This is a genomic window from Caminicella sporogenes DSM 14501 (assembly GCF_900142285.1).
GTDB classification, from domain to species: Bacteria; Bacillota; Clostridia; order Peptostreptococcales; family Caminicellaceae; genus Caminicella; species Caminicella sporogenes.
In genome coordinates this window covers 98,616-112,021 of the sequence record NZ_FRAJ01000011.1, presented here as the reverse complement: position 1 = coordinate 112,021, position 13,406 = coordinate 98,616, and the positions used below count along the sequence as shown (strand labels likewise).

The 13,406-nt window shown below is 31.2% G+C and carries 11 protein-coding genes; 2 read left to right on the top strand and 9 right to left on the bottom strand.

Features of this window, described 5'->3' with window-relative positions; translation table 11 throughout:
• Together BUA90_RS07670 and BUA90_RS07665 are read left to right on the top strand one after the other, a co-directional pair.
• Positions 1 to 413, top strand: a 413-nt coding sequence (locus BUA90_RS07670; protein ID WP_278302347.1) for a CoA-transferase, incomplete at its 5' end; no start/stop codon positions are given.
• Positions 414 to 493: 80 nt separating this feature from the next.
• Positions 494 to 1,840, top strand: a complete 1,347-nt coding sequence (locus tag BUA90_RS07665) for a TIGR00366 family protein (protein WP_072967266.1) — start codon at positions 494 to 496, stop codon at positions 1,838 to 1,840.
• Between the two features lie 80 nt (positions 1,841 to 1,920).
• Here the strand turns inward: BUA90_RS07665 and hydF are convergent, their stop codons facing one another.
• The 9 genes from hydF to uvrC form a co-directional block, all read right to left on the bottom strand.
• Complete coding sequence (gene hydF / locus BUA90_RS07660) at positions 1,921 to 3,159, bottom strand: [FeFe] hydrogenase H-cluster maturation GTPase HydF (protein WP_072967264.1); 1,239 nt, start codon at positions 3,157 to 3,159, stop codon at positions 1,921 to 1,923.
• 74 nt (positions 3,160 to 3,233) lie between these two features.
• Positions 3,234 to 4,607: a [FeFe] hydrogenase H-cluster radical SAM maturase HydG gene (hydG, locus tag BUA90_RS07655; RefSeq protein WP_072967262.1), complete on the bottom strand. Its 1,374-nt coding sequence runs from the start codon at positions 4,605 to 4,607 to the stop codon at positions 3,234 to 3,236.
• Positions 4,608 to 4,650: 43 nt separating this feature from the next.
• A complete protein-coding gene (locus tag BUA90_RS07650) occupies positions 4,651 to 4,896 on the bottom strand; it encodes a TM1266 family iron-only hydrogenase system putative regulator (RefSeq protein ID WP_072967260.1) in 246 nt (81 codons plus the stop codon).
• Between the two features lie 398 nt (positions 4,897 to 5,294).
• Complete coding sequence (locus tag BUA90_RS07645; RefSeq protein WP_072967259.1) at positions 5,295 to 7,094, bottom strand: NADH-dependent [FeFe] hydrogenase, group A6; 1,800 nt, start codon at positions 7,092 to 7,094, stop codon at positions 5,295 to 5,297.
• Between the two features lie 31 nt (positions 7,095 to 7,125).
• Positions 7,126 to 8,916, bottom strand: coding sequence for an NADH-quinone oxidoreductase subunit NuoF (gene nuoF / locus BUA90_RS07640; RefSeq protein ID WP_072967257.1), 1,791 nt, complete (start codon positions 8,914 to 8,916; stop codon positions 7,126 to 7,128).
• A gap of 63 nt (positions 8,917 to 8,979) precedes the next feature.
• Entirely contained in the window at positions 8,980 to 9,348 is a 369-nt protein-coding gene (locus BUA90_RS07635; RefSeq protein WP_072967255.1) for a (2Fe-2S) ferredoxin domain-containing protein, read from the bottom strand.
• A gap of 159 nt (positions 9,349 to 9,507) precedes the next feature.
• Positions 9,508 to 9,981 (bottom strand): NADH-quinone oxidoreductase subunit NuoE, encoded by a 474-nt coding sequence (nuoE, locus tag BUA90_RS07630; RefSeq protein ID WP_072967253.1) that lies wholly within the window; start codon positions 9,979 to 9,981, stop codon positions 9,508 to 9,510.
• Between the two features lie 486 nt (positions 9,982 to 10,467).
• The gene (gene hprK / locus BUA90_RS07625; RefSeq protein ID WP_072967251.1) at positions 10,468 to 11,394 is read right to left on the bottom strand and encodes an HPr(Ser) kinase/phosphatase; all 927 of its coding nucleotides are present in this window, start codon (positions 11,392 to 11,394) and stop codon (positions 10,468 to 10,470) included.
• A gap of 108 nt (positions 11,395 to 11,502) precedes the next feature.
• Positions 11,503 to 13,371 (bottom strand): excinuclease ABC subunit UvrC, encoded by a 1,869-nt coding sequence (gene uvrC / locus BUA90_RS07620; protein ID WP_072967249.1) that lies wholly within the window; start codon positions 13,369 to 13,371, stop codon positions 11,503 to 11,505.
• Positions 13,372 to 13,406 lie beyond the last annotated feature (35 nt).

The following is a 13,406-nucleotide window of genomic DNA, read 5'->3' as shown; positions in this document are numbered from 1 at the left end:
CATTTTTTGACAGTGCAACATCATTTGCAATAATAAGAGGAGGACATGTAGATGTTACTGTGCTAGGAGCACTTCAAGTAGATGAAAAAGGAAATCTTGCAAATTGGATGATACCAGGTAAAAAAGTTCCCGGAATGGGAGGAGCTATGGATTTAGTAGTAGGAGCTAAAAAAGTTATAATAGCCATGACACATACATCAAAGGGAAATGTAAAAATACTAAAAGAATGTAATCTACCACTTACAGCTAAAGGTCAAGTTAATCTCATAATAACTGAAATGGGAGTTATGGAAGTTACAGATAAAGGATTAGTATTAAAGGAAATAAATCCTGAATTTACTACTGATGAGGTTCAAGCAGCAACAGAAGCTAAATTAATAATTCCAGAAGATTTAAAACACATGCAAGTATAGATTAGAAAGTATATAAACAGGTACTGTCTTTATCTTCATATACAGTACCTGTTTATATTAACATAATAGGAGGGATTGATATGTTTAAAAAATTTACTAATGGATGCGTTACACTAGTACAAAAATACTTACCTGACCCATTTTTATTTGCTGTAATATTAACTTTTATAGTACTTATTTTAGGTATTTTTCTTACAGGTCAAACTCCAATGGCCATGATACTACATTGGAGTAATGGCTTTTGGAAACTTTTAGCTTTTTCAATGCAAATGGCTTTAGTTTTAGTTACTGGACACACTTTAGCTAATGCTCCAATAGTAAAAAAAGGTTTGAAAAAATTAGCAAGTATGAGTAAAACTCCAACTCAAGCTATATTTGCTGTATCACTAATTTCTGCAATAGCATGCTGGATTAACTGGGGTTTTGGTCTTGTCATAGGAGCTTTATATGCAAGACAATTAGCTAAACAAGTAAAAGGCGTAGATTACAGATTATTAATTGGTGCTGCTTATTCAGGTTTCCTAGTATGGCATGCAGGTATTTCTGGTTCAATACCTTTAAAACTAGCTACTGCAAGTGCAGATTTAGCAACTGCAACTTCTGGAGTTATTACAGAACCTATATCTACAAGTCAAACAATTTTTTCATCATTCAATTTAATAATTTCAGCTGTTATTATTCTTACACTACCTCTAATCAACAGAGCTATGCATCCTGAACCAGATAAAGTAATAACCATAGACCCTAAATTATTAGAAGATGAAACAGAAACTGCTATAACAAAAGAATTAACTCCAGCAGATAAAATGGAAAATAGTCCTATTCTCTCTATGGCAATAGGTTTCATGGGATTAATCTTTATATTTTATTATTTTTCTAAAAACGGATTTAAATTAAATTTAAATATTGTAAACTTCATATTCTTATTCACAGGAATTATACTTCACGGAACACCTAGAAGATTTCTTAATGCAGTTACTAATGCTGCCAAAGGAACTGCAGGAATTATACTTCAGTTTCCATTTTATGCTGGAATAATGGGAATGATGACAGGCACAAGTGCAGGAAGTCCATCTCTTGCAGCAGTAATTTCAAATGCATTTGTAAATATCTCCAACCAAACAACTTTTCCATTATTCACTTTTTTAAGTGCAGGTATTGTAAACTTCTTTGTACCATCTGGTGGTGGTCAATGGGCTGTTCAAGCTCCTATTATGATGCCTGCAGGAGCTCAATTGGGAGTTCCAGCTGCTAAAACAGCAATGGCAATTGCTTGGGGAGATGCTTGGACTAATATGATACAACCATTTTGGGCTCTACCAGCACTTGGTATAGCGGGTCTTGGTGCTAGAGATATAATGGGCTTTTGTGTAATAGATTTAATATATTCAGGAATTATAATAGCACTCGGTTTAATGTTTTTGTAAATCTAAAACTAAAAACCTCTACAAAAATAAGTTAAAATGTACCCTATAGATAAGAAAAAATCTTCTCTATAGGGTACATTTTACTTTTTATTTTTTAAGAGTATTGATTTTATTTGTGGAAAAGGACTTAATGCTCTTTCTAATACTCCTGTTACATAACCAATTAAAACTCCATAATTAATTATCGGCATTCCATTTTCTTTAGCTTGATTTATTCTAAATTCCATTTCCTTTGGATTAAGCATACAGCCTCCACAGTGAACAATCAAATCAAATTCTTTCATTTTCTGAGGTTCAGGATAAGCTGTACCTGAAGTCCACTCAAATTCAAGTTTTCCACCTACCATATTTTCAAGCCATTTAGGTATTTTATCCCTTCCTATATCTCCTTCTTGTCTATGATGAGTACATCCCTCACAAATTAAAACTCTATCTCCCGATTTAAGCTCTCTAATTTTTGTCAATCCTTCTACTAAAGTCTTTAAATCACCTTTATATCTAGCAAACAATATTGAAAATGAAGTTAATGGAATATCTATTGGTGTATCTTTGTCCACTCTCTCAAATGCCTGTGAATCTGTTACAACTATACGAGGTTTTTTTCCTAAACCCTTTAATGTTTCAGTTAATTCTGTTTCTCTAGTTACAACTGCAATAGCACCATGATCAATTACATCTCTTATCGTCTGCTGTTGCGGCAAAATCATTCTTCCTTTTGGTGCTGCTTTATCTATAGGTGTAACTAATACTACAAAATCATTTGGCTTTATTAAATCTCCTATAATTACTTTTTCATGCTTTCTTAAATCTGCTTCTCTTATAATAGTTTCTTTCAATTTTTCTATACCTATCTTGTTTACTGCACTTACCTTAACAAAAGGAATACTGTATTTTTTACTCCATCTATCTATTATTTCATCATCAGCTTTGTAAACATCTATTTTATTAACTACACCTATCAGAGGAATTTTCTTTTCTTTTACTCTCTTTATTATATCTTCATCAAAATCTGTAACACCATTTTTCATATTTACAACTATTATAGCAAGTTCTGTTTTATTAAGTACTTGATAAGTCTTTTTAATCCTTAACTCACCCAATTCTCCTTCATCATCAATTCCTGCAGTATCTATTATTGTAACTGGTCCTATTGGAAGAATTTCCATAGCTTTATAAACGGGGTCTGTTGTTGTTCCTGCAACATTTGAAACTAATGCAATATCTTGATTTGTTATAGCGTTTATAAGACTAGACTTACCTGCATTTCTTCTCCCAAAAATAGCTATGTGAAGTCTGTTACTCCTCGGTGTTTGCTGCATATCTTTTTTCCTCCTACTTTAATGTATTATTCGATACATTTATAAAAAATTTAGCTTTACCTTTTAAGTTTTATTTAAAAATACAAATCTCTTTCTCCTTTTTCTATTCTCTCAAGTCTTTTAATAGTTTCTACTTTTACTTTTCCATCTAATATTTTTTCAAGTTCTCTCTCTATCATCTTCTCTCCTGCTTCTCTAGTTTCTTTACTTGCATAATCTAAAAGATATTCTTTAAAAGTCAGTATTGCATTTGGCTGACAAAATTCATGTATATGTGCATCTTTAGCAAGTTCCATAAATGCTTCTCCAGTCCTTTTAGCACGATAGCAAGCTGTACAAAAACTTGGAAGATGTCCTTGTTTTATAACAGCACTAAGCACTTGATCTACATCTCTTTCATCACTCGTTTCAAATTGTGTAGCTTCACAATCTTCTTCTTCATATCCACCCGGATTCGTTTTTGAACCAGCAGATATTTGAGAAACTCCAAGTTCTAAAAGTTCATCTCTTAAATCTTTATTTTCTCTAGTCGATAAAATTATCCCCGTATATGGAACTGCCATTCTGTAAACTGCAACGATTTTTTTCAAATCCATATCTGATACTGGATAAGGTACTTCTTTAAGTGCAGAATTGTGAGCAGGTCTTAATCTTGGAATAGATATAGTATGAGGACCGACATTATATTTATTATCTAAATAATCAGAATGAATTAGTGTAGCCAGTACATCAAATTTATAATCATAAAGTCCAAGCAAAACACCTATTCCCAAATCATCTATTCCTGCTTCAAAAGCTCTTTCTAAAGCTGTTAATCTCCAATCATAATCTGATTTCAAACCCAATGGATGCATTTTCTTATATGTTTCTCTATGATATGTTTCTTGGAATATTTGATAAGTACCTATTTGAGCAGCTTTTAACTTTTTAAAATCTTCTACTGTCATTGGTGCAGCATTTACATTTATTCTTCTAATATCACAATTATCATAAATCGCTTCAACTGACTGAACAATATGATTTATATTTGTCTTTTTCTCATCTTCACCACACACTAATAATATTCTCTTATGTCCTTGATTTTGAATAGCCCTTGCTTCATTTATTACTTCTTCAACAGATAATGTCCTTCTATGAAGCTCCTTATTTGCTGCTCTAAATCCACAATAAAGACAGTTATTTGTACATTCATTACTCGTATAAAGAGGAGCAAATACTACTATTCTATTGCCATAAATTTTATTTTTAATAAACCTAGCTGCTTCAAACATTTTATCCAATAATTCATCTTCTTTTACTTGAAGTAAAACAGCTGCCTCTTCAAAAGTAATACCAAAACAATCTTTAGACTTTTCAATAATATCTATTACTTCTTCTTTTGTATAATTTTTAGCACTTTTTAAAATCTCTTCAATATAATTTTCATTGATAATTTTTGTAGTATCCAATTTAAAATACCTCCAATTTTTATATCATCTATTTTTAATGATTTTACTTCTTTGTCAACGCACTCTTTACTGTTACCCCACTTAATCTTCCAAGCTTTCCAGTCATAGCTCCTATATTATCTGTAGTACCATCAACTATTACTGAAATCACATTTACATTTTTTTCCTTATAAGGCACTCCCATTCTTCCTATTATAATTTCTGAAAATTTAGAAAGTATAGAATTGACTTCTTCAACACTTTCTAAATCTTCAACTAATATTGCCACTACCCCAATTCTTTTATCCATAGACACTCCTCCCATATATTAGTTCCAAGTTGCATGTTCCATGTTGCAAGTTCCAAGTCTTTAGGTCAATCCTTCAAGGTCTTAAAGAAATTTGTAACTCTTAACTCTTAATTCTTAACTCCTAACTAATCCTTCCCCTGCCTAATTTTACCTTGATTAAATACTTTATTTTTATATAAAAAAACTTCCCAAAAGATAGAAAAGTAATATCTTTGGGAAGTTTTAATTAACAACTGCAAATATAATAAATATATTATATTTAACTTAAAGTTATCAGCCCAATAATTGTACTTTTTCTACCTTTTGCTCAGAATAATTCCTCGCAATCAGTATATAAATTTTTTTCTTTTCCTCCTAATGAATAAAATCCATTAGTCAGAAATACAGTTTACTTTTTATTATTCACAGCATGAACATGCTACTTCTTCACTTGATGAGCAACAACAATTAGATTGTGTTGGATATATTTCTCTAGCATGATAATGAGTGTGTAGTAATTCATGTGCTTTATGACTATTTGGCTTACCTAAAAATTCATCGTAAATTTTCTTAATCATTGGATTTTGATGAGATTTTCTATAAGTTCTTAATTCATCTTCTTCATATAAAGCCTTAGCTCTTTCAACTCTCACATCTATTTCCATTCTCGTCTTAGCATCAACATGTGGCTGTCCTCCACCATTTACACAACCACCACTACATCCCATAACTTCTATGAAATGATAATCTGTTTCTCCAGCTCTAACTTTATCCAAAAGTTTAGCTGCATTTGCAGTACCGTGAACTACAGCTACTTTTATAGTCTTATCAGCTATATTAACCTTTGCTTCTTTAATGCCTTCTATACCTCTAACTGCAGTGTATTCAATTTCTTTTAAATCTTCTCCAGCTAATACATCAGCTACAGTTCTAAGTGCTGCTTCCATAACTCCACCAGTAGCTCCAAATATTACACCTGCTCCAGTATATTCTCCAAATAATTCATCAAAATCTTCATCTGGCAACTCTAAGAATTTTATTCTAGCTTGTTTTATCATTTTAGCAAGCTCTCTAGTTGTAAGAACTGCATCTACATCTTTTAATCCATTAACTCGTAATTCTTCTCTTTCCTTCTCAGTTTTCTTAGAAGAACATGGCATTATAGAAACAACAAATATCTTTTCTGGGTCTAAATTATTAAGCTGTGCATAATAAGATTTTAATACAGCACCCATCATTTGATGTGGTGATTTACAAGTTGATAAATTATCAATAAGTTCTGGGTAATAGAATTCACAGAATCTAATCCAACCTGGTGAACATGAAGTAATCATAGGCAGCTTGCCGCCATTTTGTATTCTATCAAGTAATTCATGACCTTCTTCCATAATAGTAAGGTCTGCAGCAAAGTTAGTATCAAATACTTTGTCAAATCCTAATCTTCTTAAAGCAGCAACCATTTTTCCTGTTACTCTAGTACCTATTGGCAATCCAAATTCTTCACCTAGTGCAGCTCTAACTGCCGGTGCAGTTTGTACAACAACATGCAATTCAGGATTTTCTAATGCATCCCATACTTTTTCCATTTCAGATTTTTCTCTCAATGCTGCAACCGGACATGCATTTATACACTGACCACAGTAAATACATGGTGCATCAGCCATGCTTTTACCAAACGCTGGAGCAACTTCTGTTTTAAATCCTCTATTTGTAAAATCAAGAATTCCAATTCCTTGAACATTTTTACACACACTAACACATCTACCACAAAGAATACATTTACTAGAATCTCTAACTATAGAATGTGAAAATTCATCTATAGTAGCTTCTCTTTTAGCACCTTCAAAACTTATTTCATCTATACCTAATTCTTCTGCCAATTTTTGCAGTTCACAACTTCCATTTCTAAAACAAGTTAGACATTCTCTATTATGATTTGCAAGAATTAATTCAACAGTAGTCTTTACAGCATTTCTAACTTTTTTAGTATTAGTTTTAACAACCATACCATCTCTTACAGGCAATACACATGAAGCTTGAAGACTTCTCGCACCTTCAACTTCAACTAAACAAACTCTACAAGCTCCCACTTCATTAATACCTTTAAGATAACAAAGAGTTGGTATATCTATTCCCACTTCTTTAGCTGCTTCAAGCACAGTATAATTACTTGGAACTTCAACTTCTATACCATTTATAGTTAATTTAACTTTCTCCATTTTTCACCTCTCCTTTATATGAAATATCCGACTATTTCTTGATTATAGCACCAAATGGACATTTTTCTAAACAAGCACCGCACTTAATACACTTATCTTGATCAATTTCATGTACTTTCTTAACTTCTCCACTTATCGCATTTACTGGACATGCTTTAGCACAAAGTGTACATCCCTTACATGCATCAGTAATAATATATGAAGTTAATGCCTTACAAACACCTGCTGGACACTTTTTATCATATACATGTGCTTCATATTCATGCCTAAAGTACTTTAATGTTGATAATACTGGGTTTGGAGCTGTTTGTCCAAGTCCACATAATGATGCTGACTTAATTGTATTAGCAAGGTTTTCTAATCTCTCTAAATCTTCTGGTTCTCCTTTACCTGATGTTATTTTTTCAAGTATTTCCAACATTCTCTTAGTACCTTCTCTACATGGTGTACACTTACCACATGATTCATCTACTGTAAAGTCTAAGAAAAATCTAGCTATGTCAACCATACAGTTATCTTCGTCCATTACAATCATACCGCCAGAACCCATCATTGAACCTAGTGCTATTAAGTTATCATAATCAATTGGCGTATCTAAGTGTTCTTCTTTCAAACAGCCACCTGATGGTCCACCTGTTTGTACTGCCTTAAATTTCTTACCGTTTGGAATACCTCCACCAATCTCAAATATAACTTCTCTTAAAGTAGTACCCATTGGTATTTCAAGAAGTCCTGTATTGTTTATCTTTCCACCTAAAGCAAATACTTTAGTTCCTTTAGATTTTTCAGTTCCTATACTTGCAAACCATTCTGGTCCATTTAATATAATTTGTGGAACATTTGCATAAGTTTCAACATTGTTAAGAAGAGTTGGCTTATCCCATAAACCTTTTATCGCTGGGAATGGTGGTCTTGGTCTTGGCATACCTCTTTTACCTTCTATAGACTGTAAAAGTGCAGTTTCTTCACCACATACAAATGCTCCTGCTCCAAGTCTTATTTCAAGGTCAAAATCAAATCCTGAACCAAATATGTCTTTTCCTAATAATCCGTACTCTCTAGCTTGATCTATTGCTATTTGAAGTCTTTTAACTGCAATTGGATACTCAGCTCTTATATATACATAACCTTGATTTGCTCCTACTGCATAACCTGCTATAGCCATTGCTTCTACTATTACATGAGGGTCTCCTTCAAGTATACTTCTATCCATAAATGCACCTGGGTCGCCTTCATCTGCATTACATGCAACATATTTTTGATCACCCGTAGCTTTAGCAGTAAATTCCCACTTTAATCCTGTTGGGAATCCTCCACCGCCACGACCACGAAGTCCAGATTTCTTAATTACTTCAATAACTTCTTCTGGTTTCATTTCTGTTAAAACTTTACCAAGAGCTCTGTATCCATCCATTGCAATATATTCTTCTATATTTTCAGGATTGATTACACCACAGTTTCTGAGTGCTATTCTCTTTTGCTTTTTATAAAATCCTACTTCATTTATTGATTTTATCTTATCTTCATCTACTGCTTCTTTGTGCAATAAATCTTTAACTATTCTTCCCTTTAATAAATGTTCTTCTGTTATTCTTTCAACATCCTCTAATTTAATTCGACTATAAAAAGCTCCTTCTGGATATACTATTACTATAGGACCCGCTTCACATAAACCAAAACATCCTGTTTTTACCAATTTTACTTCCTTAGTAAGTCCATGTTTCTCTAGTTCTTGTTCAAATTTCTCTAGTATAGTCATTGAGCCTGAAGAAGTACATCCTGTACCACCACATACAAGTACATGTGATCTATAAAATTCCATTATTTTACCTCCTTTTAATCTTTGGGAATTCATCCACAAATTTAAAACTGTTTTGTAAAAATTTTATTTTTCATACGCCCCTATTGTATATTCATTTACAACCTTACCGTTCACAATATGTTCCGCTATTACTCTTCTAGCTTTTTCAGGTGTCATAGCTACATAAGTTACTTTTTCTTCTCCTTCTTTGTAAACCTCTACAATTGGTTCAAGTTTACATACTCCGATACATCCAGTTTGAGTTACTTCAACATCTTGTAAATTTCTCTTTTGAACTTCTTCCATCAATGCTGTAAGTACAGGTCTTGCTCCCGCAGAAATTCCACATGTTGCCATACCTACAACTATTCTAGTACCTTTTCTTTCTTTTCTTATATCAACTTTTTTAAGAGCTTCTTCTCTTATTTTTGCCAACTCCTCTAAAGATTTCATATATTTACCCCCTTATTAAATGGTTTACTTCCCAAAATTAGTCAATACCTATAATTTACAAAAAAGTCCAGAAACGAAATTATCATTTATATCTTGTATCGTTTGTTAAATAACAGATTAACATTTTTAAAATTTTTTAGACCTTTAAAATTTTCTAACTTAATACTTCTTCAAAATGTCTGGTATATCTGATTCAACTAATTTTCCGTAAACATCTTCATTTATTGTTATAACAGGTGCAAGTCCACAAGCTCCTATACATCTTGTTGCTTGTAATGTAAATTTACCGTCTGGAGAAGTTCCACCAACTTCAATATTTAATTCTTTGCAAATTCTGTCGATTATTGCTTGTGCTCCTTTAACATAACATGCAGTTCCTAAACATACACCTATAACATAATCTCCCTTTGGTTCAAGTGAAAACTGCGAATAAAATGTCGCTACACCATAAATTTCAGCCAATGGCACATTAAGTTCTTTTGATATAACTTTTTGCACTTCTATTGTTAGTGCTCCAAATATTTTTTGTGCTTCGTGAAGTACAGGCATTAATGCTCCTTTAGTGCCTTTGTACTTTTCAATTACTTGATTCAGTTTCTCAAAATTCTCCTTAGTTAAAATGTTTTTTGCCATAGTACCTCCCCTTTTCTTAAAAATAAAAATTAAAATTAATTAAGGAAATTGCACGATTAATATTTATACTTAAAACTGTATATAATTCCGTTTAAAATATTTATGCATATTCAGTGTAAAATTTATACAGTATGCAATTTCCTCAACTGGCAATACTTTAAAATAATGATATTTGTTTTAACATAACAATATAGCTATATGATAATAGTATATTTATATGACTGCTTTGTCTATACTTTGGTTAATTTTCGCAATATTCAAATTTTATAATTCTTAGTTTTTTCTACATTTATCGACAAAGTTAGATAAATTAATACAAATTGAAAACGTTGTCAAATATTAGGAAAACATTTTCAATCAAAGCACATATCATAACATAACAACATAATTATAACATTTATTTGCAGTTTTGTGTACACTAAGTTCACATTTTTAAAGAATTTATACGATTTATAATTTTGAGAAATATTTAAATCTAACTAATAATTATTCTCCATCTGAATAATTAAGGCTTAAAAATCTCATGTTCAACTCTTCTGCTGCATTATATCCCATTTCTTTTTGACGGTGATTTCTTGCAGCTGCTTCAATTATTACTGCTAAATTTCTTCCGGGTCTTACCGGTATAGAAATTCGTGATATATTTACACCTAATATTTCCATAAAATTTTCTTCCAATCCCAATCTGTCATAAGAGCTATCACTACTATATGATTCTAATTGAACCACCATATCTATTACTTTACTATCTCTTACAGCACCCATACCATATAATTTTGCTATATCCATTATGCCTATTCCTCTTATTTCTAAAAAATATTTGATAATTTCCGGTGCAGTTCCTACTAATTTATTCTCATCAATTTTCTTTATTTTTACTGCATCATCTGCAACTAATCTATGTCCCCTTTTTACAAGTTCAAGAGCTGTTTCTGATTTGCCTATACCACTTTGTCCAAGTATTAAAACCCCTATACCGTTAACTTCAACTAAAACTCCATGAAGTGTTGTAGTTGGAGCAAGCCTATCTTCTAAATAATTTATCAATTTACTAATAAACTTTGTTGTAGATAAATTTGTTCTAAATATAGGTCTATTAAAATTTTTAGCTTCTTCAAGAAATTCATCAAAAACTTTCATACCTCTAGAAATTATAAGACATGGAATATCATATTCCATAAGTTTTCTAGCTCTACTTTTTCTTTCTTCTCCTGAAAGTTTATTAAAATAACTCCATTCTACTCTCCCTATAATTTGTACTCTTTCATATGCAAAATGCTCATAATATCCTGCCAATAATAATCCCGGTCTATTAACTTCACTCGTAGTTATGGATATATCTACTCCCTTCCATTCATTAATGACTTCTAAATTTAAATCTTTTACAAACTTATTAATAGCTATCTTCTGCATAAAATATCACCTCTGTATAAAATATATTTGTTATAACTCTCTCCTAATTAGATTGTTTTTATAAAAGTACATAATTTATAAAACATAAATTCTATCTTTTAATCAAACTCATTGCTTCTTACTATTAAAAAAGTTATATACATTTTCTGCAACTTTTTTATTCATACCTTTAACAGCTTCTAAATCTTCAACAGAAGCATTTTTAATATTTTCTATTAAGCCAAAATGCTTGAGCAGTTCAGTCTTTCTCTTTTTACCAATGCCCGGTATCTTGTCAAGAACTGACTGTATCATTGCTTTATCTCTAAGTACTTTATGATAAGTTATTGCAAATCTATGCACCTCATCTTGAATCTTTGCAATTAACTTAAAGCTAAAACTTCTCTTATCCAAAAGAACTTCTCTATTTTCATATACCAATCCTTTTGTCCTGTGCTTGTCATCTTTTACCATACCAGCTATTGGGATATTAAGCCCAAATGCTTTTAAAACATCTTTTGCTGAATTTACTTGTCCTTTTCCTCCATCTATAAATATTATATCTGGCAAAACTGAAAATTTCCCTTCTTCTACTTTAAGCCCATGTTTTTCAAGCAATTCACATTCTTCAATACCTTTTTTAAATCTTCTATATAAAACTTCTTGAATACTACCATAATCATTTGGCCCTTCTACTGTCTTTATCTTAAATTTCCTATAAGCACTATTTACAGGCTTTCCATCTTCAAAGACAACCATTGAACCGACTGAAAATACACCATGCATATTAGAAATATCATAAGCTTCTATACGCTTAGGTAATTTATCTAAATTAAGTAATTCCTTAATTTCTTGTAACGATTTTTGTAAAAATTCTCTTTCCTTATTAATCTTTTCTTCAAATTTTGCTAAATATTCCTCTGCATTTTTATATACCAATTCCAATAATTTTCTCTTTTCGCCTTTTTTAGGTTCTTTTATGATTACTTTACTTCCCTTTTTTTGTGAAAGCCACTTTTCTATAACTTCTTTGTCTTCTACTATCATTTCATCAATAATTATCTCTTTAGGTATAAAAGAAGTCCCCGAATAAAACTGCTTAGTAAATGTGCTTAAAATTTCATCTCTCTCTATATCTTCTGTTCCTTCAAGTATATAATGTTCCCTCCCAATCAGCTTACCACCTCTAACAAAAAATATCATCACACAAACTTTATCATTACTTCTAGCCATAGATATATAATCTTGATCGCCATCAGATGTAGATACTACTTTTTGTTTTTCAGATAATAATTTTAATGCATTTATTTTATCTCTATATTTAGCAGCCTTTTCAAAATTCAATTGACTAGCTGCATTATTCATCTTTTTTTCAAGTTCCCCAATCAAAATTTCTTGTTTTCCACTTAAAAATAGTATTATATCATTAATCATTTCCATATATTCATCATAATTAACATTGCCGGTACAAGGTCCTATACACTTTTTTATATGATAATTTAGACAAGGTCTATCTTTATTGTTTTCTAAATTTTTACTGCATTTTTTAAGTGGATACATTTGCTCTATAGTTTCTAACATCTGTTTAACAGCAAATACATTTATATATGGTCCAAAATACTTTGCCTTATCTTTCAATATCTTTCTAGTCATTAAAACTCTTGGATATTTTTCATTAACAGTTACTTTTATATAGGGATAACTCTTATCATCTCTTAAAAGAACATTAAACTTCGGTCTGTGTTTTTTTATCAAATTTGCTTCTAATATCAAAGCTTCAACTTCCGTATCTGTAATTATATATTCAAATTCTCTTATACTTTTTACCATAGCTTGAACTTTGGGTGGATGACTTTTTACAGCTCTAAAATAAGAACTGACTCTATTTTTCAGCGATTTAGATTTTCCGACATATATAATTTCCCCATTATCATCTTTCATCAAATACACACCGGGTTTATCAGGAAGTTTTCTAATCTGCTCTTTTATATCAAACATCATAAGCACCTCTGTTTCATTTTATCAAATTTGAT

Bases quoted from the DNA above. Each gene is read 5' to 3' on its own strand.
- BUA90_RS07665 (WP_072967266.1), top strand. From the start codon at position 494: ATGTTTAAAAAATTTACTAATGGATGCGTTACACTAGTACAAAAATAC.
- hydF (WP_072967264.1), bottom strand. From the start codon at position 3,159: ATGCAGCAAACACCGAGGAGTAACAGACTTCACATAGCTATTTTTGGG.
- BUA90_RS07650 (WP_072967260.1), bottom strand. From the start codon at position 4,896: ATGGATAAAAGAATTGGGGTAGTGGCAATATTAGTTGAAGATTTAGAA.
- BUA90_RS07645 (WP_072967259.1), bottom strand. From the start codon at position 7,094: ATGGAGAAAGTTAAATTAACTATAAATGGTATAGAAGTTGAAGTTCCA.
- nuoF (WP_072967257.1), bottom strand. From the start codon at position 8,916: ATGGAATTTTATAGATCACATGTACTTGTATGTGGTGGTACAGGATGT.
- BUA90_RS07635 (WP_072967255.1), bottom strand. From the start codon at position 9,348: ATGAAATCTTTAGAGGAGTTGGCAAAAATAAGAGAAGAAGCTCTTAAA.
- nuoE (WP_072967253.1), bottom strand. From the start codon at position 9,981: ATGGCAAAAAACATTTTAACTAAGGAGAATTTTGAGAAACTGAATCAA.
- hprK (WP_072967251.1), bottom strand. From the start codon at position 11,394: ATGCAGAAGATAGCTATTAATAAGTTTGTAAAAGATTTAAATTTAGAA.
- uvrC (WP_072967249.1), bottom strand. From the start codon at position 13,371: ATGTTTGATATAAAAGAGCAGATTAGAAAACTTCCTGATAAACCCGGT.